The 22,763-nt window shown below is 72.2% G+C and carries 20 protein-coding genes; 12 read left to right on the top strand and 8 right to left on the bottom strand.

Annotated elements, in window-relative coordinates; all coding sequences use genetic code 11:
- Positions 1-95: 95 nt before the first annotated feature.
- Entirely contained in the window at positions 96-1,793 is a 1,698-nt protein-coding gene (locus tag ACWC21_RS35695; protein ID WP_450888127.1) for a BACON domain-containing protein, read from the bottom strand.
- 207 nt (positions 1,794-2,000) lie between these two features.
- Here ACWC21_RS35695 and radA point away from each other — a divergent pair, with 207 nt between their 5' ends.
- Positions 2,001-3,410 (top strand): DNA repair protein RadA, encoded by a 1,410-nt coding sequence (gene radA, locus ACWC21_RS35690; protein ID WP_388805332.1) that lies wholly within the window; start codon positions 2,001-2,003, stop codon positions 3,408-3,410.
- An 81-nt stretch (positions 3,411-3,491) separates the two neighbouring features.
- On the top strand, positions 3,492-4,616 hold the full coding sequence (gene disA / locus ACWC21_RS35685) for a DNA integrity scanning diadenylate cyclase DisA (RefSeq protein ID WP_450888125.1): 1,125 nt from the start codon (positions 3,492-3,494) through the stop codon (positions 4,614-4,616).
- A gap of 120 nt (positions 4,617-4,736) precedes the next feature.
- Here the strand turns inward: disA and ACWC21_RS35680 are convergent, their stop codons facing one another.
- The gene (locus ACWC21_RS35680; RefSeq protein ID WP_450888123.1) at positions 4,737-5,591 is read right to left on the bottom strand and encodes a hypothetical protein; all 855 of its coding nucleotides are present in this window, start codon (positions 5,589-5,591) and stop codon (positions 4,737-4,739) included.
- A gap of 221 nt (positions 5,592-5,812) precedes the next feature.
- Here ACWC21_RS35680 and ACWC21_RS35675 point away from each other — a divergent pair, with 221 nt between their 5' ends.
- From ACWC21_RS35675 to cseC, 5 genes are all read left to right on the top strand, one after another.
- Positions 5,813-6,688, top strand: coding sequence for an A/G-specific adenine glycosylase (locus ACWC21_RS35675; RefSeq protein ID WP_450888121.1), 876 nt, complete (start codon positions 5,813-5,815; stop codon positions 6,686-6,688).
- Positions 6,689-6,948: 260 nt separating this feature from the next.
- Positions 6,949-7,488, top strand: a complete 540-nt coding sequence (locus tag ACWC21_RS35670) for a SigE family RNA polymerase sigma factor (RefSeq protein WP_030177423.1) — start codon at positions 6,949-6,951, stop codon at positions 7,486-7,488.
- Positions 7,476-8,129: a hypothetical protein gene (locus ACWC21_RS35665; RefSeq protein WP_450888119.1), complete on the top strand. Its 654-nt coding sequence runs from the start codon at positions 7,476-7,478 to the stop codon at positions 8,127-8,129. Before ACWC21_RS35670 ends, ACWC21_RS35665 begins: the two co-directional genes overlap by 13 nt.
- Before the next feature lie 73 nt (positions 8,130-8,202).
- Positions 8,203-8,907 (top strand): two-component system response regulator CseB, encoded by a 705-nt coding sequence (gene cseB / locus ACWC21_RS35660; protein WP_450888117.1) that lies wholly within the window; start codon positions 8,203-8,205, stop codon positions 8,905-8,907.
- A gap of 10 nt (positions 8,908-8,917) precedes the next feature.
- Complete coding sequence (gene cseC / locus ACWC21_RS35655; protein WP_450888115.1) at positions 8,918-10,261, top strand: two-component system sensor histidine kinase CseC; 1,344 nt, start codon at positions 8,918-8,920, stop codon at positions 10,259-10,261.
- Positions 10,262-10,600: 339 nt separating this feature from the next.
- Here cseC and ACWC21_RS35650 read toward each other — a convergent pair whose 3' ends face one another.
- A complete protein-coding gene (locus ACWC21_RS35650; protein WP_450888114.1) occupies positions 10,601-11,188 on the bottom strand; it encodes a TetR/AcrR family transcriptional regulator in 588 nt (195 codons plus the stop codon).
- 98 nt (positions 11,189-11,286) lie between these two features.
- Between ACWC21_RS35650 and ACWC21_RS35645 the strand changes: the two genes are divergently transcribed.
- On the top strand, positions 11,287-12,042 hold the full coding sequence (locus ACWC21_RS35645; RefSeq protein WP_450888112.1) for an SDR family oxidoreductase: 756 nt from the start codon (positions 11,287-11,289) through the stop codon (positions 12,040-12,042).
- A gap of 25 nt (positions 12,043-12,067) precedes the next feature.
- On the opposite strand, the gene ACWC21_RS35640 is transcribed toward ACWC21_RS35645, so the two are convergent.
- Complete coding sequence (locus ACWC21_RS35640; RefSeq protein ID WP_450888110.1) at positions 12,068-15,511, bottom strand: nSTAND1 domain-containing NTPase; 3,444 nt, start codon at positions 15,509-15,511, stop codon at positions 12,068-12,070.
- Between the two features lie 170 nt (positions 15,512-15,681).
- Positions 15,682-17,256 (bottom strand): MDR family MFS transporter, encoded by a 1,575-nt coding sequence (locus ACWC21_RS35635; protein WP_450888108.1) that lies wholly within the window; start codon positions 17,254-17,256, stop codon positions 15,682-15,684.
- Positions 17,257-17,376: 120 nt separating this feature from the next.
- On the opposite strand from ACWC21_RS35635, the gene ACWC21_RS35630 reads away from it, so the two are divergent.
- Together ACWC21_RS35630 and ACWC21_RS35625 are read left to right on the top strand one after the other, a co-directional pair.
- A complete protein-coding gene (locus tag ACWC21_RS35630) occupies positions 17,377-17,979 on the top strand; it encodes a TetR/AcrR family transcriptional regulator (RefSeq protein WP_450888106.1) in 603 nt (200 codons plus the stop codon).
- Between the two features lie 105 nt (positions 17,980-18,084).
- Positions 18,085-18,771, top strand: coding sequence for an HdeD family acid-resistance protein (locus ACWC21_RS35625; protein WP_450888104.1), 687 nt, complete (start codon positions 18,085-18,087; stop codon positions 18,769-18,771).
- Between the two features lie 135 nt (positions 18,772-18,906).
- Here ACWC21_RS35625 and ACWC21_RS35620 read toward each other — a convergent pair whose 3' ends face one another.
- A complete protein-coding gene (locus tag ACWC21_RS35620; RefSeq protein WP_450888102.1) occupies positions 18,907-19,506 on the bottom strand; it encodes a M23 family metallopeptidase in 600 nt (199 codons plus the stop codon).
- A 363-nt stretch (positions 19,507-19,869) separates the two neighbouring features.
- Entirely contained in the window at positions 19,870-20,790 is a 921-nt protein-coding gene (locus tag ACWC21_RS35615) for an alpha/beta fold hydrolase (RefSeq protein ID WP_450888100.1), read from the bottom strand.
- Between the two features lie 119 nt (positions 20,791-20,909).
- Between ACWC21_RS35615 and ACWC21_RS35610 the strand changes: the two genes are divergently transcribed.
- Both ACWC21_RS35610 and ACWC21_RS35605 read left to right on the top strand, forming a co-directional pair.
- Complete coding sequence (locus ACWC21_RS35610) at positions 20,910-21,524, top strand: TetR/AcrR family transcriptional regulator (protein WP_450888098.1); 615 nt, start codon at positions 20,910-20,912, stop codon at positions 21,522-21,524.
- A 260-nt stretch (positions 21,525-21,784) separates the two neighbouring features.
- A complete protein-coding gene (locus ACWC21_RS35605) occupies positions 21,785-22,294 on the top strand; it encodes a DinB family protein (protein ID WP_450888096.1) in 510 nt (169 codons plus the stop codon).
- On the opposite strand, the gene ACWC21_RS35600 is transcribed toward ACWC21_RS35605, so the two are convergent.
- Positions 22,291-22,698: an ATP-binding protein gene (locus ACWC21_RS35600; protein ID WP_450888094.1), complete on the bottom strand. Its 408-nt coding sequence runs from the start codon at positions 22,696-22,698 to the stop codon at positions 22,291-22,293. The genes ACWC21_RS35605 and ACWC21_RS35600 overlap by 4 nt on opposite strands.
- Between the last annotated feature and the right edge of the window lie 65 nt (positions 22,699-22,763).

The raw sequence follows: 22,763 nt of genomic DNA, 5'->3' as shown, positions 1-22,763 counted from the left end.
GACCTGCTGAGGTGCTGGACCGGCACCTGCACCACCTGCGGCCGACCACTCACCACACGCAGAACCAGAGCCAGAACCTAACGAAGCACTACTAGCTAGGGAGCGTCCGGAGGGCTCTGTGTGTCGTCGTCGGTCGGCGGGGTCGTAGGGCTGCCGGGGGTGTCGGGCGGGGACGACGGGGCGGTCGGTGCCGGGGTCGGGTCGGTCGGCGGGGGCGGGTCGGCGGGTGCCGGGTCGGAGGGGGCCGGGGACGTGGGGGTCGGGTCCGGGCCCGCGGTGGGGGGCGGGTCCGCCGGTCTGGAGGGGCCGGTGGGGGCGGTGCCGTAGCCCTCGATCGAGACGGCGGCGCCCGCCGGGGCGATCATGACCCGTGCGGTCCAGTGGCCGGCGGGCTCCCGCAGCTGGTCGACGTACACCCTGAGCGTGAGTGACTCGCCGGGCCGGAGGGTTCCCGAGGACCGGCTGAGGTAGAGCCAGTCGGCCGAGGTGGTCGCCGACCAGCGGACCGGGGAGGGGCCCGACGCGGTGAGCCGGACGAGCGTGGTGTCGCCGCGGGTGGCGGCGGTGACCGCGAGGTGTCCGGCTCCCTTGTGCCCGGTCCCGGGGGCGCTGATCACCTCCACGGACACGTCGGAGGAGCCGTCCTTGGCGAGGTGGCCGCCGGGGACGCTGGCGTTGCCGGCGTTCTCGTAGCCGCCGGCCGGGGCGCCGTCGAGGCCGTCGAACATGTGCGCCTCGCGCGCGGTGGCGGCGGGGCCGTCCTGGCCCTCCCCGACCGGGGTGCCCCGGTAGGCGGCCCACAGGGCCAGCACGGGCGCGGCGACCACGGTGGCGACGACGGTCGTGGTGACGGCACGCGCGCGAATGCGGTCCCGGCGGGCGGCGCGGTCCTTGGGGTCCATGGGGAAGCCGCGCCGGTCGAAGCGGGGCACCGCGGTGCCCCGCGCGCGCGGCTGATGGGCCAGCGCGACGTGCAGGGCCGCGCGGGGTGCCTCCAGTACCGGCAGCTCGGCAGGGGTGACGGTGGCGCCGGGCCAGTGTCCCGGGGCCGCGCGCCCCGCGGTGCGGCGGCAGCGCGGGCAGTCGTCGACGTGCCGCACCAGCTCGCGCCGCAGGGCGCTGCTGAGCACCAGCTGCCCCTCGCCGGTGAGCCGGTCGACACCGGGACAGCCACCGGCCTCGACGACGGCGAGGGCGGCGCGGGTGCGCTCGACCTCGCAGGCGGCGGACGCCAGCAGTTCGCGAGCGGCGGCGAGGCTCATGCCGAGGACGGCGGCGACCTCGTGGGCGGCGAGGTGGTGGCGCACGGCGAGTTCGAGCGCCTCGCGCTGCTCCGGGCTGGTCCCGGCGGCCTCCGGCCAGGCCAGCAGGGCGAGTTCGCGGCGCCGCTCCTCCTGTGCCTCCTCGGACACGGGCACGCCGGCGGGCTGTCTCCCCGGCGCCGTGCGGCCCGCCGCGTGCGTGGCCTGACGTTTCTGCTTGGCCTCGGCCAGCTTGCGCAGGCACGCCCAGCGGGCCAGCGCGTACAGCCAGGCCCTGCGGTCGCCCGCCGCGTCCGGCATCCGCTGCCCGCGCCGCTCGGCGAGCGCGAGGACGTCGCCCAGCGCGGCGGTCGCGGCGTCGTGGTCGCACAGCACGGACAGGCAGTAGGTGAACAGGCCGTCCAGGTAGGGGTCGTAGCGCGCGGGCGGCTGCTGCGCCAGCGTGCGCGCCGCAGCACGATCGCGAGCCTCCCGGTGCGCTCGATGTGCGCCGGTGGTGCGGGTCGATGTCTCCGGACTGCTGCTCATCACCCGTGCGACCGTAGGCGGCCGTGGACGAACCATTCCGGCGCCTTGAGCACATTTAATCCGTACGGGTGAAACGATCCCTCATAAGGGGACAGGAATGCGGGATTCCGCGGCCCGTCCGCCAGGGAGGCGGCTCCCACCGGCGGCGTCGGCGGTCCCGGCGGCCGGTCCGGGTCCGCGTTGTCAGTGCCGGCGGTTACGGTTTCGTCCATGGCTGCCCGTACCAAGACCACCAAGGACCGCCCGTCCTACCGCTGCACCGAGTGCGGCTGGCAGACGGCCAAGTGGCTCGGCCGCTGCCCCGAGTGCCAGGCGTGGGGGACGGTCGAGGAGTACGGGGCGCCCGCGGTCCGTACGACGGCGCCCGGGCGGGTCACCAGCTCGGCGCTGCCCATCGGGCAGGTCGACGGGCGCCAGGCCACCGCGCGCTCGACCGGGGTGCCCGAGCTGGACCGGGTGCTCGGCGGCGGGCTGGTGCCGGGCGCGGTGGTGCTGCTGGCGGGTGAGCCCGGCGTGGGCAAGTCCACGCTGCTGCTGGACGTGGCGGCCAAGTCGGCCAGTGACGAACACCGCACCCTCTATGTGACGGGTGAGGAGTCGGCGAGCCAGGTGCGGCTGCGCGCCGACCGGATCGGCGCCCTGGACGACCATCTGTACCTCGCCGCCGAGACCGATCTGGCTGCCGTGCTCGGGCACTTGGACGCGGTCAAGCCGTCCCTGCTGATCCTCGACTCGGTGCAGACGGTCGCCTCCCCGGAGATCGACGGGGCGCCCGGCGGCATGGCCCAGGTGCGGGAGGTGGCGGGCGCCCTCATCCGCGCCTCCAAGGAACGCGGCATGTCCACGCTGCTGGTGGGCCATGTCACCAAGGACGGGGCCATCGCCGGCCCCCGGTTGCTGGAGCACCTGGTGGACGTGGTGCTCAGCTTCGAGGGCGACCGGCATGCCCGGCTCCGCCTGGTGCGGGGCGTGAAGAACCGGTACGGGGCCACGGACGAGGTCGGCTGCTTCGAACTGCACGACGAGGGCATCACCGGACTCGCCGACCCGAGCGGGCTCTTCCTGACCCGTCGTGCCGAGCCGGTGCCCGGCACCTGCCTGACCGTGACCCTGGAGGGCCGCCGCCCGCTGGTCGCGGAGGTGCAGGCGCTCACCGTCGACTCGCAGATCCCCTCCCCGCGGCGGACGACGTCGGGCCTCGAGACCTCACGCGTGTCGATGATGCTCGCGGTGCTGGAGCAGCGCGGCCGGATCAGCGCCCTCGGCAAGCGGGACATCTACTCCGCGACGGTCGGCGGTGTGAAGCTGTCGGAGCCGGCCGCGGACCTCGCCGTCGCCCTCGCCCTGGCCTCGGCGGCCAGCGACACCCCGCTGCCGAAGAACCTCGTCGCCATCGGCGAGGTCGGCCTCGCGGGCGAGGTCAGACGGGTGACGGGTGTGCAGCGCAGGCTCGCCGAGGCGCACCGGCTGGGCTTCACGCACGCCCTCGTACCGGGTGATCCGGGCAAGGTCCCGGCCGGGATGAAGGTGCTGGAAGTCGCCGACATAGGCGACGCGCTGCGGGTCCTTCCCCGCTCCCGTCGCCGAGAGGCCCCACGGGACGCGGAGGACCGCCGGTAGACTTTGCCCTGGTCTCGCCCGTCCGTACGAACCGAGTGCGCGAAACGGGAGCGCCTCAGATCCTGCGACCGGAGGAGTGCAGTGGCAGCCAACGACCGGGCGGCAGCTCCCGGAAAGTCCGGCGGAAGTTCCCGTGCCGACGGCCTGATGCGTGCCGCGCTGAGCTCCGTGGCTCCCGGCACGTCCCTGCGCGACGGCCTCGAGCGCGTGCTGCGCGGCAACACCGGCGGTCTGATCGTGCTCGGTTCCGACAAGTCCGTCGAGACGATGTGCACGGGCGGCTTCGTCCTGGACGTCGAGTTCACGGCCACGCGCCTGCGGGAGCTGTGCAAGCTCGACGGCGGCATCGTGGTCTCCTCCGACCTGTCGAAGATCCTGCGGGCTGGTGTGCAGTTCGTGCCCGACGCGACGATCCCCACGGAGGAGACGGGCACCCGGCACCGCACGGCGGACCGGGTCAGCAAGCAGGTCGGCTTCCCGGTCGTCTCGGTCTCGCAGTCGATGCGGCTGATCGCCCTGTACGTGGACGGGCAGCGCCGCGTCCTGGAGGACTCCGCGGCGATCCTGTCCCGCGCCAACCAGGCCCTGGCCACGCTGGAGCGGTACAAGCTCCGCCTGGACGAGGTCGCGGGGACGCTGTCGGCGCTGGAGATCGAGGACCTGGTGACGGTCAGGGACGTCTCCGCCGTCGCGCAGCGCCTGGAGATGGTGCGCCGCATCGCCACCGAAATCGCTGAATACGTGGTCGAACTGGGCACCGACGGGCGGCTCCTCGCCCTTCAGCTCGACGAGTTGATCGCGGGCGTGGAGCCGGAGCGCGAACTGGTCGTCCGGGACTACGTCCCGGCCCCCACCGCCAAGCGCTCCCGCACGGTCGACGAGGCCCTGCACGAGCTGGACGCCCTCTCCCACGCCGAGCTGCTGGAGATGCCGACGGTCGCCCGCGCGCTCGGCTACACCGGCTCCCCCGAGAACCTCGACACCGCGGTGTCGCCGCGCGGCTTCCGGCTGCTGGCGAAGGTGCCGCGACTGCCCGGCGCGATCATCGACCGGCTCGTGGAGCACTTCGGCGGTCTGCAGAAGCTGCTCGCGGCGAGCGTGGACGACCTCCAGACCGTGGACGGCGTGGGCGAGGCACGGGCCCGGAGCGTGCGCGAGGGCCTGTCCCGACTGGCGGAGTCGTCGATCCTGGAGCGGTACGTCTGACGTCGGCCTGCGTTTTCAGCCCGTCTGGGGGTGCCCCCTCTGGGGGAGATCGAGGGCGAGGCCGTTCAGGCCGATACGGGGTCCAGGGGGCGAAGCCCCCTGGCGGCGAGGCATGATCAGCTAGTCCGCCGACAACACGAACGACGTCTGCGCCGTGGTGAACCCGGAGGCCTTCGCCTCCACCAGATACGTCCCCGCCTTGGCCGACCCCGCCGGAGGCGTCGCGCACTCGGGCGCGCTCGGCTTGCGGTCCCACTTCACCGTGTAGGTGATGGTGCTGCCCGCGGAGACCCGGAACACCAGGCTCGCCGCCCCCTTGGGGCAGTCCGCCGAGGACCAGTAGTCGTCGCTGCCGTCGGCCTGCGTGATGGTCAACACGGCCTTCTTCGGGCCCAGATCGATCTTGCAGTCGCTCGTGGACGAGTTCTTCGCGGTGAGTTCGAAGGCGGGCGTCTGGTCCGGGGAGTAGGAGTTGTGGACGCTGCGCAGGTGCAACGTGACGGCGGCCGAAGTGCAGTTGGGCAGCGTGGACGACGCCGGAAGCGCGTCCCCGGCGACGACGCTGCCGCCGCCGGACCCCGACCCGGTTCCGGATCCGGACCCGGAACCCGAACCGGAGGAGCCGCTGCCTCCCGACCCGTCGCCGGATCCCCCGGAGCCCGAGCCGTCCCCGGAGCCGGTGGATCCGCCCGAACCGCCCGACCCGCTGCCACCGGTGTCGGAGCCCCCCGACCCGTCGCGCCCGCCGGGGTGTTGGCTGATGGCGGGTCCCGAGTCGGACGGCCCCGGTGTGATCGAGGGGGCGGGGTTCTTGCCGCCCGGCCCTTCGGCACCGTTCTTCCCGCCGGAGCCGCCCGAGGTGACTATCCAGGTGATCAGCAGCGCCAACAGGGCGACCACCGACACAAGTACGACCCTCCGTCGCCAGTAGATGGAGGAGGGAAGCGGCCCGACCGGATTGCGCAGAGATCCCACGGCCCAAACTGTACGAGAGTTCACGGCTCTTGCCCGCGTCACCCGCCGCCCGGAACACAACTTTTCCTGATCATCATCCCGGTAACTGCACGCACGGGGGCTCAGGTTCCGTCACCACCCCGCGCACCGGCTCCCCGCGTGCGACGCGTCAACCCGGCACACCCCGCCCGGGGCAAGCCGCAAACCGTATGCAACCAACCCGTGGCAGGATCGGAGGTGCCATGACTGAGAAGCTCCACGCCCCCGTGATCGCCTGGTTCCACACCCACGCCCGCGACCTCCCCTGGCGCCGCCCGGAGGCGGGCCCCTGGGGTGTGATGGTCAGCGAGTTCATGCTCCAGCAGACGCCGGTCAGCCGCGTGCTGCCGGTGTACGAGGAGTGGCTGTCCCGCTGGCCCCGCCCGGCGGACCTCGCCAAGGAGGCCCCCGGTGAGGCGGTCCGCGCCTGGGGCCGGCTCGGCTATCCGCGCCGCGCCCTGCGGCTGCACGGCGCCGCGGTCGCCATAGCGGAGCGGCACGGCGGGGACGTACCGACGGACCACGCCCAGTTGCTCGCGCTGCCCGGCATCGGCGAGTACACGGCGGCGGCGGTCGCGTCCTTCGCGTACGGGCAGCGGCACGCGGTGCTGGACACCAACGTGCGCCGGGTGTTCGCCCGGGCGGTGACGGGCGTGCAGTACCCGCCGAACGCGACCACGGCCGCCGAACGCAAGCTCGCCCGCTCCCTGCTGCCCGACGACGAGGGGACCGCCGCCCGCTGGGCCGCCGCCTCCATGGAGCTGGGCGCGCTGGTGTGCACGGCGAAGAACGAGGGCTGCCCGCGCTGCCCGATCGCCTCCCAGTGCACCTGGCGGCTGGCGGGCAAACCGGAGCACACGGGTCCGCCGCGCCGGGGCCAGACGTACGCCGGTACCGACCGCCAGGTGCGGGGCAAGCTGCTGGCCGTGCTCCGCGAGGCGCACGCCCCCGTGCCGCAGGCGGTGCTCGACCGGGTGTGGCACGAGCCGGTGCAGCGGGCCCGCGCCCTGGACGGGCTCGTCGCGGACGGTCTGGTGGAGCCGCTGCCGGCTGGTCTGTACCGGCTGCCGACGGGCTGACGCACAGCCACATCACAGAGCCGGGGGCTTCGTCACGACCGCTCCCGGCCGTCAAATCGCCCTATAGCAAGGCAATCCGGCCCCCCTCTTTACCCCGAACTCATTTCCGTTACACAACCGACGGACAGCCGAGTGCTACCCGCAGGCTGCCGAGCACAGCCCCGTGACAACAGCTCCGTAGCTTCTTTGCTGTGCCCGGCAGACCACGGGGACGACAGGCACGAGTCGGAAAAAAAACGGGGAACGGAAGGCGGTCGATCATGGCGCAGGGCGAGGTGCTCGAGTTCGAGGAGTACGTCCGCACCCGGCAGGACGCGCTGCTGCGCAGCGCCCGCCGGCTGGTGCCCGACCCGGTCGACGCCCAGGACCTGCTGCAGACCGCGCTGGTACGGACGTACGGCCGCTGGGAGGGCATCGCGGACAAGCGGCTCGCGGACGCCTATCTGCGCCGGGTGATGATCAACACGCGGACCGAGTGGTGGCGGGCGCGGAAGCTGGAGGAGGTCCCCACCGAGCAGCTGCCGGACGCGTCCGTGGAGGACTCCACCGAGCAGCACGCCGACCGGGCCCTGCTGATGGACATCATGAAGGTGCTCGCTCCGAAGCAGCGCAGCGTCGTCGTGCTGCGACACTGGGAGCAGATGTCCACGGAGGAGACCGCCGCGGCCCTCGGCATGTCGGCCGGAACGGTCAAGAGCACGCTGCACCGGGCGCTCGCCCGGCTCCGCGAGGAGCTGGAGGCCCGCGATCTGGACGCACGCGCGCTGGAGCGTGAGGAGCGGGAGCGTTGCGCGGCCTGACCGGGGCCGGGTCCAGTCGGGCCCGACTGAGCTTGCAGGCGGTGATCACGGCGGCGGCCGTGATCACCGCCCTCGGCCTTTTCGCCGCCGGCTGTGCCACCGGTGGTACCGGCGCCCGGGACGAGGGCCCGGCGCACTCCGACTCGGTGACGGGTCTCGCCGCCTCCCCCGCGCCCAGTCCTTCGGACACCTACCGTCGGGTGGACGCGGTCGCGCTCGTCAAGGACGATCCGCAGGTCTCGGCCACGGTCAAACGGGACCTCAAACCGTGCTCCGGCGGCCACTACCCGGTCGACGTGACCTATGGCAACGTGACCGGCGGCAGCGGCGACGACGTCGTCGTCAACGTGCTGACCTGCGGGGACGCCGTGGGCGTGGGGGCGTATGTGTACCGTGCGCACAGCGGCCGGTACGAGAACGTGTTCAAGGCCGAGGAGTCCCCGGTGTACGCGGAGATCGACCGCGGCGACCTGATGGTGACGAAGCAGGTGTACGAAAGAAACGACCCGGTGTCGAACCCTTCCGGCGAGACCGTGATCACCTACAGCTGGACCGCGGGACGCTTCGTGCAGGAGGACTTCCACCACACCGACTACGGGAACGCGGTCGGCGGCGACGCGACGCCGGGGCCGGGCAACTGAGTGAACCGGTCGGCCGGGCCGTGCGTCACCTGTTCGAGAGAACAACATTCACACGAGGACTGAGAGCACCGGGATGGCAGACCAGACCCACGTCCTGTTCGTCGAGGACGACGACGTCATCCGCGAGGCCACGCAGCTCGCCCTGGAGCGGGACGGCTTCGCGGTGACCGCCATGCCGGACGGGCTGTCGGGCCTGGAGTCGTTCCGGGCGAACCGGCCCGACATCGCGCTGCTCGACGTGATGGTCCCGGGCCTGGACGGGGTGAGCCTGTGCCGGCGCATCCGGGACGAGTCGACCGTTCCGGTGATCATGCTGTCGGCGCGCGCCGACTCCATCGACGTCGTGCTGGGGCTGGAGGCGGGCGCCGACGACTACGTGACCAAGCCGTTCGACGGCGCGGTCCTCGTCGCCCGGATCCGCGCGGTGCTGCGCCGCTTCGGGCACGCGAGCGGCGGGGACCGGGGGGACGGTGCCGGCTCCCCGGTGGACGGCGGGGTGCTGACCTTCGGCGAGCTGGAGGTGGACACCGGGGGCATGGAGGTGCGCCGGGCCGGGCAGCCGGTGGCGCTCACGCCGACCGAGATGCGGCTGCTGCTCGAGTTCTCCTCCGCGCCGGGGACCGTGCTCTCGCGGGACAAGCTGCTGGAACGGGTGTGGGACTACGGCTGGGGCGGGGACACCCGGGTCGTCGACGTCCATGTGCAGCGGCTGCGCACGAAGATCGGCCAGGACCGGATCGAGACGGTCCGCGGGTTCGGCTACAAGTTGAAGGCCTGAGCGGGGCGGTATGCGGGGGTACATCGAGCGCCGGGTCAAGGGGCGCGTGGGACGTGCGGATCTGCGCACGGGGCTCAGATGGAAGCTCAGCGCGGCGATCGCGCTGGTCGGCGCGCTGGTGGCGATCGCGCTCAGCCTGGTCGTGCACAACGCGGCCCGGGTCTCGATGCTGGACAACGCGCGCGACCTGGCCCTGGACCGGCTGCAGATCCCCGAGCGGAACTACGTCCTGAACCGGCACACGAACTTCCCCGGCGCCTCGATCGACGACCCGAAGCTGCCGTCGGCGCTGCGGGAGAAGGTCGAGGAGGGCCGCCGGGCCACGTACGTGACGGAGCGCGGCGGCAGCGCGCCGGACATCTGGGCGGCCGTGCCGATGAAGGACGGGCATGTGCTGTCCCTGCACTCCCACTTCACCGACCGCAGCACCGACGTGATGAAGGACCTCGACCAGGCCCTGGTCATCGGCTCCATCGCGGTGGTGCTCGGCGGCAGCGCGCTCGGCGTGCTCATCGGCGGGCAGCTCTCCGGCCGGCTGCGCAAGGCGGCCGCCGCGGCGAACCAGGTCGCCCAGGGCGAACCCGACGTACGGGTGCGGGACGCCATCGGCGGGGTCGTCCGGGACGAGACCGACGACCTCGCGCGGGCGGTGGACGCCATGGCGGACGCGCTGCAGCAGCGGCTGGAGGCCGAGCGCCGGGTCACCGCCGACATCGCGCACGAGCTGCGCACCCCGGTGACCGGGCTGCTGACGGCGGCGGAACTGCTGCCCCCGGGCCGGCCCACCGAGCTGGTCCTGGACCGTGCCAAGGCCATGCGCACGCTCGTCGAGGACGTACTGGAGGTGGCCCGGCTCGACAGTGCCTCGGAGCGGGCGGAGCTGCAGGACATCGTGCTGGGCGAGTTCGTGACCCGGCGGGTGGCGGCCAAGGACCCGGGCATCGCGGTGCGCGTGGTGCACGAGTCGGAGGTCACCACCGACCCCCGGCGCCTGGAGCGGGTCCTGTTCAACCTGCTCGCCAACGCCGCCCGGCACGGCAGACCGCCCGTCGAGGTGAGCGTGGAGGGCCGGGTCATCCGGGTCCGCGACCACGGGCCCGGCTTCCCCGAGGAACTGCTCGCCGAGGGCCCGAGCCGGTTCCGCACCGGCAGCGAGGACCGCGCCGGGCAGGGCCACGGGCTCGGCCTGACCATCGCGGCCGGGCAGGCCCGGGTGCTGGGTGCCCGGCTGACCTTCCGCAACATCCGCCCCGCGGGCGCCCCGGACCATGTTCCGGCGGAGGGGGCGGTGGCGGTCCTGTGGCTCCCGGAACACGCGCCGACGGCCACCGGAAGCTACCCGATGCTTCCGTAGCCGGCGGCCGTGTCGCGGGCGCTCACCGCGCGGGGCCGATGGTCCGGGCCCCGATACGACCGCTCGCCGGGCGGGCCCGACCGGGCGGCCACGCCCGAGCGCCCCGCCCGCCCGGTCCGCCGCCGCACCGGGACTTCGGGCGCACCCCGAGACGCGGCGCGGCGCACCCCGGGACGCGGCGCGGCGCACCCCGAGACGCGGCCCGGCGCACCCCGAGACGCGGCCCGGCGCACCCCGAGACGCGGCCCGGCGCACCTCCGCAGGCCGTCACCCCGCGGGAAGCCGGTGATCCCCGCCCAGCCACGGCATCCCCCCGGCCGGGCCCGCCGCCGCGGGCGTTCACCGCAGCAGGGAGTCGGTGATCCGCTCGGCGGTGGCCGCGTCCAGGGGGGCGTGGCCGAGGAGGAAGCGGTACCAGAAGAAGCCGTAGAACTGGTCGACCAGGAGATCGACGTCCCGGTCGGCGGGCAACTCGCCGCGTTCGTGTCCGCGCCGGAGGATCTCACCGAGCACGGCCCGGCGGCCCTCGGTGAAGTCCCGCAGCAGCTGGGCCAGGTGGGCGTCACGGGCGGCCTCGGTGACGAGGGTGCGCAGGGCCGGCGCCGAGGGGGCGCGCTGGGACGCCTCGAAGGTGGCCGCCGCCAGGGCCCGTAGGTCCTCACGCAGGCTGCCGGTGTCCGGTGTGGGCAGTTCCTGGGCGGCGTATTCGGTGAGCGCGTCCAGCAGGACGGCGCCCTTGGAGGGCCACCAGCGGTAGAGCGTCTGCTTTCCGACCCCGGCCGCCCGGGCGATGGTGTCCACCGTCACCGGGGCGCCGTCGGCGTCGGAGAGCAGGTCCAGGGCGGCCTCGAGGATCGCCCGGCGGACGGCTTCGTTGCGGCGGCGCCCGGTGTGCGGGCGAGGTTCTCTGGTGTCCACGGGACTCATCCTCTCCGACGGTTCCTCCGGCCCCCGAAATCCCTTGACGAGACCGACGTTCTCGGCAAGGGGTCGAGGCCCGGTGAATCGCAGGAGAGAAGCCACTCATGAGCACTCCGAACCACGTCAACTCCCCCGCCCTGGCCGGTCGGCGCGTCGTCGTCATGGGCGGCAGCTCGGGCATCGGCGAGGCGGCGGCCGCGGCCTTCGCGGCGGACGGCGCGGAGGTGGTCATCACCGGCCGCGACCGGCAGCGGCTCGACGCGGCCGCGTCCCGCATCGGCGGCAAGACATCGGCGTACCGCCTGGACGCGGCCGACCGGACCGCCGTGGACGCCTTCTTCGACCAGTCCGGACCCGTCGACCACCTGGTCCTCGCCCTCAGCGGCGCCAAGGGCGGCGGCCCCTTCGCCGAACTCGACCTGGCGGACCTGGCCGCGGGCTTCGACGGCAAGTTCTGGCCGCACCTGCGCGTCCTGCAGGCGGCCCTGCCCCGGCTGCGCACCGACGGCTCGGCGACCCTGGTGACCGCCGCCTCCGCGCGGGCCGCGATGCCCGGCACCGCCGGCCTCGCCGCGATCAACGGCGCCCTGGAGGCGATGGTCCCGCCGCTCGCCGTGGAGCTGGCCCCGCTCCGGGTCAACGCGGTCTCGCCGGGCGTCGTCGACACGCCCTGGTGGGACGCCGCACCGGCCGAACAGCGCAGGGCCGTCTTCGAGGGGGTCGCGGCCACGTCCCCGGTGGGCCGGGTCGGCCGCCCCGAGGACGTCGCCCGGGCCATCCACCTGCTGGCCACCAACACCTTCGTGACCGGCGTGGTCCTGGACGTCACGGGCGGGGTGAACCTGGCGACGGGCCGCTGACGGCGCGGCCCGTGCGCCGGGCGGCTCAGGCCGGTGCCCGGTCCGGCAGCAGGAAGGCGCGCCGCTCGTCCGGACCGAGTTCGCGCAAGACCCGCTTCCGGGCCCGGCGCAGCAAGCCGTCGACGTCGTGATCCGCCAGCGTCCAGACACGTACGGTCCGGTCGCGGGAAGCGGTGGCCAGCCGTGTGCCGTCGGGGTGCCAGGCGAGGCCGTTCACCCAGTCGGCGTGGACGCCGAGGACGGCGACCTGGGCGGCGGTGTCCGGGTCCCAGAGCCGCACCGTCCGGTCCCGGGACACGGACGCCACGCGCGTTCCGTCCGGCGACCAGGCCACGCCCTGGACCCTGTCCTCGTGCCCGGTCATGACGGCGAGTCCGGTGCCGTCGGCGGGGTTCCACAGGCGGATCGTCCGGTCACGGGAGCAGGTGACGAGACGGCGGCCGTCGGGCGACCAGTCGGCCTTCCAGACGTAGTCCTCGTGGCCGCGCAGGGTGGCGACGACCGTGCCGTCGGCGGCGTCCCAGACGACGGCGGTGCGATCGGTGCTCGCCGTGGCGAGCCGGTGACCGTCCGGGGACCAGGCCACACCGCCGACCCAGTCCTGGTGGCCGCGCAGGACATGGACGGTGGCACCGGTGGCCGCTTCCCAGATGCGGGCCGTGCCGTCGCGGGAGGCGGTGGCCACACGGGTGCCGTCGGGGGACCAGGCCACGTCGGACAGTTCCCCGCCGTGCCCGGTCAGGAACATCCCGTCGTCACCGCCGTCCGCCCGCCATACGAAGGCCGCGCCGTCCCGCAGAGCGGCGACCAGGCGGGTGCCGTCGGGCGACCAGTCCACGTCGGACGTCTCGTGCACCTGCCGGCCGCCCGTCGTACGGCCGGTGGCGACGTCCCGGACGCGCACGGTGCCGTCCCGGGAGGCGGAGGCGATGAGCCTCCCGTCGGGTGACCAGGCGACGTTCACGACCGAGTCGTCGTGGCCGCCGAAGAGGTCCGTCCGCTCGGTGACGTCCCACACGGCCACGGTCCGGTCACGGGAGGCCGTTGCCAGCCGCTCGCCGTCGGGCGACCAGGAGATGCCGTAGACGGTGTCGGTGTGGCCGGTGAGCCGGAGCTCGCCCCCGGTGCCGCCGAGGCTCCAGACGCAGACCGTACGGTCCGCGTCGCCCCCGGCGAGGCGGGTGCCGTCCGGCGACCAGGCCAGGGAGTTGATGACGTCCGGGCCCCGCAGCGTCCGCTCCGCCTCCCAGCTGCCGGTGTTCCAGAGGAGCACCGTCCGGTCACCGGAGGCCGATGCGAGCCGGCTGCCGTCCGGCGACCACCGGACGGACTCGATGTTGCCCCGGTGGCCGGTGAGCGTCCGGACGACGGATCCGGCGGCCACGTCCCAGACCCGTACCGTGCCGTCCTCCCCGCCGCCGGCCAGGCGTGCCCCGTCCGGGGACCACGTCACGCTCCACACCATGCGCTCGTGCCCGCGCAGCACGGCCGTCTCGGTGAAGGAAGCGGCGTCCCAGATCCGTACCGCGCGGTCGCTGCCACCCGAGGCCAGGCGGCTGCCGTCGGGCGACCAGGCCACCGCGCCGACCCCCTCCTCCCGGTCGCCGGCCGCCGCCGCATGGCGCAGGACCGCCCGTTCGGCCCAGGTGTCGGTGGACCAGACGCGGACGGTGGTGTCCCTGCACCCGGCCGCGAGCAGGCGCCCGCCGGGAGACCAGGCCACCCCGAGCATCCAGGCGCCCTCCCCGGCGAGCACGACCGGCCGGTCGTCACTGTCCGGAGACCACACCCGTACGGTCCCGTCGTCGCTGGAGGCGGCCAGTCGCCGCCCGTCCGGGGACCAGGCCACCCCGGACGCGCCGCGTTCGAAGCCACGCAGCACCGCCCGCATCCGTGACGCGCCCAGGGCCGTGTGCAGCGCCTGGATCGCGCCCGGTGTGGGCGCGCACTCCTCGACCGCCGCCAGCGCGGCCGGCACCGCGGGTTCCGGCTCCCGGTCGACGCTCTCGAGGACCCGCACGGCCACCGCGTCCGCCACGCGTTCCATCGTCGCCCGGTCCGCCCGGACCGACCGGTCCACGAACGCGGCGATCAGCGGGTCCCTGCCGTCCTCCGCCCGCCATGTGCGGGCGGCGGCCAGCCGCTCTCCGGCGAGCAGGTAGGAGTCCGGCCGTCCCGCGTGCTCCCAGTCCTGTGCCCAGCGTTCCAGCTCCGTGCGGCGGCGCAGCTCCTCCAGGTGGGCGGCGACCGCCCGGCGCAGGGGCGCCCACTGACGGAACAGCGCCTCGTGGGCGACGCTCAGCACACCACCGTCGCTGGTGAGGAGGCGTCCGGCGACGAAGGCGTCGGCGACCTCCCGCTCCTGCGCGGTGAGGTCGGCGCGGCGCACACTGCGGCGGGTGGCCTCGTTCCGGTCGACGGTGACGAACCGCAACAGGGCGGAGATCACGGGTGCGTCGGCGAGTTCGGCGGCGATCCGGTCGGCCCGGTCGGACAGTGCGCCGGCGACGCCGCCCAGCGCGCGGTACATCTCGTCGCTCACCGTCCCACCCGCCCCTCCGGCGCGCAGGTACAGCTCCTGCAGGGTGTACGCGAGCAGCGGAAGCGCGTCGCCGCCTCCGCAGTCGTCGACCATCCGGGCCACGAGGCCCGGGGCGAAGGTCAGTCCGGCCTGCTCGGCGGGCTTCTCGATGACCTCGTACAGCTCGTCCCGGCCGAGCGCGCCGACCAGAGCCGGCTCGCGCACCAGCTCGGCGAAACCGGAGTCCAGGAACTGGGTGAGGAAGTCCGAGCGCAAGGTGGCCACGAACCACAGCCGCGGGTCGCCGCGCAGGGCGTCTCGTACAGCGGTGAGGAACGCCCTCCGTTCCTCGGGCCCGGCCAGGGTGAAGAGCTCCTCCAACTGGTCGACGACGACCAACGCGGGCCGGTCGTCGGGAAGTCGGCGCAAGCGCCCCTCCAGGGCACGGACCGGGTCCGCGCCGGGCGAGAACGGGGCCGCCACCGCCCACCGCCCGCGCCTGCGCGCGAGCGCGGGCAGCAGCCCGGCCCGTACCAGGGACGACTTGCCGCTGCCCGACGGACCGACCACCGTCACGAACCGCTGCGCCCGGTCCGGCACCACCGGGTGCAGTCGTCCGACCAGCTCGGCGATCTCCCGGTCGCGGCCGAAGAAGACGGCCGCGTCGTCCTCCGTGAACGATTCGAGCCCCGGGAAGGGCGGTTGTTCGGAGTCCCACGCTCCGCGCACCAGGGGCACCGGCCGGTCGAGGTGGTGCAACAGGACCTGCCCGGCCACGAGCAGCACCAGGGCGACGCCGATCAGCGGCACCGACCACTGCCGCAACAGGCGCAGAACCAGCGGGGCATGACCCGACTCGCCGGTCGCGTAGTTCGTCGCGATGCCCAGCATGGTGCCGACCAGCATGAGTGAGACATCGACTATGAGCTTGAGTGGCCGTCGGTCCATGGATCGACAACCTATCGACCGGAGTTGACCCGGAAGGACGTGTACCGGCACGGGAACCAGCGGCCCTGCGACCGGCCGGCCCGCTCCTCGGCCGGCCCGGCAGGCGCGGCACATGGCGAAGGCCCCCGGGGCGGACACCATCCGGGGGCCTTCGCTCCTGCACGGCAGGGTCACACAGCCGGTTCGGCTTCCGGCTTCTGCGGGCCGCCCCGGAGCGGGACCTCCTTGACGAAGACGGCCGCCACCAGCACGACCACGGCGACGATCGCGCCCAGCAGGAACGCCGAGTGCGTGCCCGAGGACACCGCGTGCTGGTACGCCTCGCGCGCCACGGCCGGCAGCTTCGCCAGGCTGGCCGCGTCGAGCTGGGCGGACTGCTCGGTCACCTTGGAGCCCAGCGCCCCGGCCCGCTCCGACATGACGTCCTGGACCCGGTTGTTGAACAGCGCGCCCATGATGGCGACGCCGAAGGAGGAACCGAGCGTACGGAACAGGGTGGTGGACGAGGACGCCACGCCCATGTCCTTCATCTCCACGCTGTTCTGCGCGACCAGCATGGTGATCTGCATCAGGCAGCCCATGCCGAGGCCGAGGACGGCCATGAACACCCCGGAGGTCAGCCGGGAGGTGCCCGTGTCCATCGTCGACAGCAGATACAGGCCGACGATCATCAGCGCGCCGCCGGCGATCGGGAAGACCTTGTAGCGCCCGGTGTTGGTGGTGACCCGGCCGGCGACCATCGAGGTCACCAGCATCGCGCCGAGCATCGGCAGGAGCAGCAGCCCGGAGTTGGTGGCGGACGCGCCCTGCACGGACTGCTGGTACAGCGGCAGGAAGAGCGTGGCGCCGAACATCACGAAGCCGGTGATGAAGCCGATGACCGACATCAGGGTGAAGTTGCGGCTGCGGAAGATGTGCAGCGGTACGACCGGCTCGGCGGCCCGGGTCTGCCAGAACGCGAACCCGACCAGTGCGGCGACACCGATGCCGATCAGCTCCATGATCCTGGCGGAGGTCCACGCGTACTCCGTGCCGCCCCAGGTGGTGACCAGCACGATCGAGGTGATGCCGACGGTCAGCAGCGTGACACCCAGGTAGTCGATGCGCGCCTTCGCCCGCTTCTTCGGCAGGTGCAGTACGGCACTGACCAGCGCCAGCGCGACCACGCCGAGCGGCAGGTTGATGTAGAAGGACCAGCGCCAGCCCCAGTTGTCGGTGATGGTCCCGCCGACCAACGGACCGCCGATCATCGCGAGCGCCATGACACCGGCCATCATGCCCGTGTACTTGCCGCGCTCCCGGGGCGGGATCAGGTCGCCGATGATCGCCATGACACCGACCATCAGACCGCCGGCCCCGAGTCCCTGAACGGCCCGGAACCCGATGAGCTCACCCATGTTCTGCGCCATGCCGCTGAGCGCGGACCCGATCAGGAAGATCACGATCGAGGCGAGGAAGGTGGCCTTCCGGCCGTACATGTCGCCGAGCTTGCCCCAGATCGGGGTCGCCGCGGCGGTCGCCAGTGTGTAACCCGTCACCACCCAGGACAGGTGTTCCAGACCGCCCAGTTCGCCCACGATCGTCGGCATCGCCGTGCCCACGATCATGTTGTCGAGCATCGCGAGCATCATCGCGATCATCAGAGCGAGCAGGACGACCCGCACACTCCTGGGCTTCTTGCCTTCTGTTTCCTTGCTCCGCGCTTCGACGCTCTCCGCGACTGGCGCGCTCTGCGTGTCCGCCATCGTCCCCACTCCCCGCGGGCCGCTTACTTGCCGCCCGGCTAGTTTTCACTACACTGCAAGGTAGCGATTTCACTAGCCGGGCGTCAAGTAAGTTTCCGAGGGAGTACGAGGAGTACGAGGATGGGCGTCACCATGGACGGCACCAAGCAACCGCGCCGCGGCAACACCCGCCAGCGCATCCAGGACGTGGCCCTCGAACTCTTCGCCGAGCAGGGCTACGAGAAGACATCACTGCGCGAGATCGCCGAGCACCTGGACGTGACCAAGGCAGCGCTCTACTACCACTTCAAGACCAAGGAAGAGATCATCGTCAGCCTCTTCGAGGATCTGACGCAGCCGATCCTGGAACTGATCGAGTGGGGCGCCGAGCAGCCGCACACGCTGGAGACCAAGCAGGAGATCGTACGGCGCTACAGCCAGGCCCTGGCCAGCGCCGAACCGCTCTTCCGCTTCATGCAGGAGAACCAGGCGACGGTGCGCGAACTGCGCATCGGCGACACCTTCAAGGACCGCATGCGCGGCCTGCGCGACATCATCATCGACCCCGACGCGCCGCTCGTCGACCAGGTCCGCTGCGTCAGCGCCCTGTTCACGCTGCACGCGGGCATGTTCATCATGCAGGACGTCGAGGGCGACCCCGACAAGAGGCGCGAGGCGGTTCTCGAGGTCGCCGTGGACCTGGTCACCCAGGCGCACATGGGGGCCCGGGAGGCGGGGGCCTAGCTTGTCCCGCACCCGGGGCGGGCTCGCCAGGCGAGGCCGGGCCGAACGGGGTGAAGATGGAGAAGAACCGATTCACCCACATCGCTACCGGAAGGGTGAGCTGGTATGACGTCTCCCTCCGATTCCCCGTCAGGGACCGGCGCCGCACCTCCGCACGGCACGCAGGCACAAGACACCTCCCTCGGCGGAAGCATGACGGCCTTGGCGAACATGGGCTGGCAGCTCGTGCTCACCGCGGGTCTCGCCGCCATCGCGCTCGGCATCGTGGTCCTCGCCTGGCCGGCGGAGACACTTCGGGTCGTCGGCGTGCTCTTCGGCATCTACCTGCTGCTCATCGGTGTCTTCCAGCTGGCCGCCGCCTTCGGCACCCACGTACCCGGACACCTGCGGGCGCTGCACTTCCTCACGGGTGCGCTCTGCGTCCTGGTCGGGCTGGTCTGCTTCCGCGGCACCCTGCAGTCGATCCTGCTGCTCGCCCTGTGGATCGGCTTCAGCTGGCTGCTGCGCGGCACCATGGTGACGGCCACGGCGGCCTCCGCTCCGGACATGCCGGGGCGGGGCTGGATGCTGTTCAGCGGGATCATCGGCATGCTGGCCGGCATCGTGCTGATCGTCTCCCCGTTCACCTCGATCGGTGCGCTGACCCTGGTGGCGGGCATCATGGCCATAGTCCTCGGCGTGACCGAGGTGTTCCACGCCATCAGGATGCGCATGGACGCCGGCCGCCTCGCCGCGGGCACCCCTACCGGGCGGCGGCCCATGTTCCGCGGCCAGCCGCATCCTCAGCACTGATCACGGGGCCCTCCCGATGGCCGGCGCTCGGACGCGCGCCCGGGCGGTGATCGTGAGCGATCCCCGCTCGGGCGGCGCGTCTCGTGAAGCGGCGCGGCTTCCGCTCCCCCTGGCAGTCGTGCCGGAGCGCGCGGCTCAGACCTTCACGCCCATGGCTCGCAGGAAGGCGACCGGGTCGATCGCGGAGCCGTAGTTCGGGGTCGTACGGATCTCGAAGTGCAGGTGCGGGCCGGTGGTGTTGCCGGTGTTGCCGGACTTGGCTATGTGCTGGCCGGTGGTGACGACCTGGCCGATCCTGACGTCGATCCGCGAGAGGTGGGCGTACTGCGAGTACTGCCCGTTGGCGTGCTTGATGACGATGGCGTTGCCGTAGGCGGGCCCGTCGCCGGCACCCCAGCCGCCGGCCTTGACCACGGTGCCGCCGTGCGCGGCGACGACGTCGGTACCGATCGGCACGGCGAAGTCCTGCCCGCTGTGCCGGTGCATCCAGTGGGAGCCGGCCTGGTCGAAGCCCGCGGTGAGCGTGTAGTTCTTCACGGGGTCGACCCAGGCGACAGCCTTGGCGGCAGGCTTCACGGCGGCGACCGTCGCGGCATGAGGGGCGGCGTGCGGGACGGCGGCACTGGCGACTCCGACCCCCAGCACGACCGAGGCGCCCACACCGGCGGCCAGGGCGGCGGCTCGGGTGCGCAGCGAGGAGGTACGGGGGAAGCGGAACGGGACGCGCTGGGACATCGAAACCTCGGGGAGTCGGGGACGGAAATCCACCCGACGCGACTGGCGTCCGCCGGGTGGGCGATCCCTTGCTACCCCGAGGGTTCATTCATCCCAAAACGGGCTAATTACTGCCGCGCGTAGTACTGAGCCGCGAAACTTTCACGCCTCTTGACAGGTCGGAGGCGTGACGAAAGCACGCTTTACCCATAGCCCCATGTCCGACTATCTATCCTAGTAACGGACATATCGCCTGTGCGGCATATCACTGACTTCCGAGATCGCCGAGCAAGCGAAAGTGAGAGGGGTCACGTACGCGCCAGAGCCCGGCTCCGTGCCGAGGGCCCCAGGGCCGTTCCTCGAACCCGCCGATCGAGGAGGCTGTCAGTCGACGGAGTCGACGGAGTCCATGAAGCTCAGCATGCGGCGGTTGATCTCGCCCGCGTGGTCGATCTGGGGTCCGTGGCCGGTGTCGGAGATGATTTCGGCGCGCGCGCTCGGCATCAGGCGTGGGACGCGCTCGACCTGCCTGTGCGGGTGCACGAGGAGGCTTCGCTCGCCGAGCGCCAAGTAGAGCGGCGTGCGGATGGTGGACAGTTCACCCTCGGACAGAGGCAGTGGGGCGGGACGGCGTATGCGGTAAGCGCGAGCGCCCACCCTGATCATGCTGCGCAGCTCCGGCATGACGAGGACCGGCTGTTGCAGCCACGCCGCCAATCGTGGGCGTAGCGCCTTGGGCGCGAAGGTCGCGAACAGGCTGACGAAGATCCACACGAAGAAGCGCAGACCCACTTTCTCCAGGCCGCCGGGGTCGAGGAGGGTGACCGAGGCGAGGCGGTCGGGCCTGCGATGCGCTTGGTTCAGAGCGAGCCATCCGCCATAGGAGGTGCCGACCAGGTGCACGCGTTCGAGCCCCAGCCCGGCAAGCGTCTCGTCCAACCACTGTGCGGCGCATTCGGGTTGGTGGATGGGTGCACGCTGGACACTGCGGCCGGGATCGCCCGGGGTGTCGATCGCGTAGACCTGGCGGGCGGCGCTGAAAGCAGGCGTGTTCGGGTACCACATGGCAGAGCAGGAGCCTGCTCCGTGCACCAGAACGACGGGGGTGCGCGACTGGGCGACCGGGTCCGTGGGGCCGTACTCGTAGACGTGCGTGGTACCGAAGGAAGTTTCCACGTCCGATTCAGCGCGAGCGGGAGCTCCCAGCGCGTACACCGCGTCGCAGGCCGCGAAATAGCGGTCACGCCAGGCATCGCTCACATAGCGGCCGACATCGGCCTGGGCGCGGGTCGCGGTCTGGGACATGCCCACCTCCGGGTGTCGATTCTTTGTGGTACGAACGTATCACGTTGATGATACAGCTGTATCATCACGATGGGCGGGACGAACCCGACCGGTGGAGACGGCGAGCGGAGATGCGGTCGATGCCCAAGCGCGTAGACCATGCAGAGCGGCGCACCGAGATCGCCGAGGCGCTCCTTCGGGTCGCGGCACGACGCGGCCTGCATGCCGTGGGCATGCGTGATGTGGCAGCGGAGGCAGGCATTTCGCTGCGACTGGTGCAGTACTACTTCGAGACCAAGGAGAAACTGCTGCTCTACGGGCTGCAGCAGCTGGCCGAGAGATTCGGGGAGCGGGTCACAGCCCGGATTCGGGCCGCCGGCCACGATCCGGGTCCGCGCGCGATGATCGAGGCGATGCTGACGGCGGCGTTGCCGACCGACGAGGAGAGCCGTGCCTTCCACCTCGTCTACACCTCGTACGCCGTTCTGTCCGTCACCGACAAGGCGCTCGCCGCCCAGCCCTTCATCACGAACCCCGATGCCGCCGAGAGCGCCCTCGCCGAGCTCCTCCAGCAAGCAGAAGAAAGCCATCTCATGCAGCCCGGCGTGGACGCGCGCCTGGAAGCCGTCAGCCTGCTCGCCATGTCCGCGGGACTCGGCACCAGCGTCCTTGTCGGCCAGCGCAGCCCGGAGTCGGCCGCCGAAGTCCTGGCCCATCACCTGGACCGGATCTTCCGAGGCAGCCTTGCCCGATGAGTACGGGGACTTCCGCCTCTGGTTGCGGGTGAATGCGGAACCGTCCGTTCTGCGGGGTGCCGGGCGTGACCACGGCCGGGCCGGCACTGAAGCGGAGTCGATTCACCGCAACAGGTCGCGATGAGTTTTCGGGGGCGCAGGCGGTCACAGCACTGTTGCTCACGCCCCAGGAGGAAGGTATGGCTCAACAGGCCCTGCCAACCCGGCCCGGCCCGAGCGGCGTGACAACCCATCCGTCCCGGGAAAGTGACGAGGCGAGCATGAGCGAGACAACTCCCAGCAGTGAGATCACGGCCCTCCTCAGGGTCTTGGACGGACAGCGGCGCCACGTCCTCGGCATCCTCGACGGGCTCACCCCAGAGGCTTTGCGGCAGCCCGTACTGCCCTCCGGATGGCACTGCCTGGGACTGGTCCAGCACCTCACGCTGGACGTCGAGCGCTTCTGGTTCCGCGCGGTCGTCGCCGGGGACGAGGAGACGATCCGCGACCTCACGAGCGGCGACGAAGCTTGGCGGGTGGCCCCGGAAGTACCGGCCGCCGACGTGCTCGACCGGTACCGGCAGGAGACGGGACTCGCCGACGCCGTCATCGCGACGACGCCCGCCGACGCCCCCCTGGCCTGGTGGCCGCACGACCTGTTCGACGAACCGCACCTGCACACCCTGCGCGACGTCCTGCTGCACGTCATCACCGAGACCGCGTGCCACGCCGGCCACCTGGACGCGGCCCGCGAACTCCTCGACGGGCGCCGCTGGCTGGTCCTGACCTAGGGGCGAGGCTGCACTTGCGGCTCGCCGGCGTCGAGCCGGAACCAGACGCCTTTGCCCCGCTCGGCCCCGGTCACCCCGAACCCGTCGGCGAGCGAGGCCACCAGCAGCAGCCCGCGCCCGGACTCGGCGTCGCCGCCGACCCGCCCCTGCGGACGGGGCGGCAGGTGACTCCCGTCGTACACGGCAACACGAACTCCCGCCGCTTCGACGGTGGCTCTCAGGTGCACTTCGCCTCGCACGTGCTGGTGCACGTTGGTCACCAACTCGGAGGTGCACAGGGCTGCCGTGTCGGCGAGGTCGCCGAGCCCGAGCGTCTGCAGCGTGGACCGGACGAAGTCCCGGCAGACCTTGGGTGAGGTGGCGACGGCAGGGGTGAAGAGGGTGTAGGTGAGCGGACGTTGCACGGCGGACGCCTCCAAGGCGCGGAGCGGTACTGATACGTGGGTGTCGAAGAGCCCGGTCGACGAGT

It is taken from the genome of Streptomyces sp. NPDC001348, assembly GCF_053597535.1.
This window is presented reverse-complemented; position numbering and strand designations above follow the sequence as displayed.

Excerpts from the sequence above, each read along its gene's own strand:
- radA (WP_388805332.1), top strand. The coding sequence starts at position 2,001 with ATGGCTGCCCGTACCAAGACCACCAAGGACCGCCCGTCCTACCGCTGC.
- ACWC21_RS35675 (WP_450888121.1), top strand. The coding sequence starts at position 5,813 with ATGACTGAGAAGCTCCACGCCCCCGTGATCGCCTGGTTCCACACCCAC.
- ACWC21_RS35670 (WP_030177423.1), top strand. The coding sequence starts at position 6,949 with ATGGCGCAGGGCGAGGTGCTCGAGTTCGAGGAGTACGTCCGCACCCGG.
- cseB (WP_450888117.1), top strand. The coding sequence starts at position 8,203 with ATGGCAGACCAGACCCACGTCCTGTTCGTCGAGGACGACGACGTCATC.
- cseC (WP_450888115.1), top strand. The coding sequence starts at position 8,918 with ATGCGGGGGTACATCGAGCGCCGGGTCAAGGGGCGCGTGGGACGTGCG.
- ACWC21_RS35650 (WP_450888114.1), bottom strand. The coding sequence starts at position 11,188 with ATGAGTCCCGTGGACACCAGAGAACCTCGCCCGCACACCGGGCGCCGC.
- ACWC21_RS35645 (WP_450888112.1), top strand. The coding sequence starts at position 11,287 with ATGAGCACTCCGAACCACGTCAACTCCCCCGCCCTGGCCGGTCGGCGC.
- ACWC21_RS35640 (WP_450888110.1), bottom strand. The coding sequence starts at position 15,511 with ATGGACCGACGGCCACTCAAGCTCATAGTCGATGTCTCACTCATGCTG.
- ACWC21_RS35635 (WP_450888108.1), bottom strand. The coding sequence starts at position 17,256 with ATGGCGGACACGCAGAGCGCGCCAGTCGCGGAGAGCGTCGAAGCGCGG.
- ACWC21_RS35630 (WP_450888106.1), top strand. The coding sequence starts at position 17,377 with ATGGGCGTCACCATGGACGGCACCAAGCAACCGCGCCGCGGCAACACC.
- ACWC21_RS35625 (WP_450888104.1), top strand. The coding sequence starts at position 18,085 with ATGACGTCTCCCTCCGATTCCCCGTCAGGGACCGGCGCCGCACCTCCG.
- ACWC21_RS35620 (WP_450888102.1), bottom strand. The coding sequence starts at position 19,506 with ATGTCCCAGCGCGTCCCGTTCCGCTTCCCCCGTACCTCCTCGCTGCGC.
- ACWC21_RS35615 (WP_450888100.1), bottom strand. The coding sequence starts at position 20,790 with ATGTCCCAGACCGCGACCCGCGCCCAGGCCGATGTCGGCCGCTATGTG.
- ACWC21_RS35610 (WP_450888098.1), top strand. The coding sequence starts at position 20,910 with ATGCCCAAGCGCGTAGACCATGCAGAGCGGCGCACCGAGATCGCCGAG.
- ACWC21_RS35605 (WP_450888096.1), top strand. The coding sequence starts at position 21,785 with ATGAGCGAGACAACTCCCAGCAGTGAGATCACGGCCCTCCTCAGGGTC.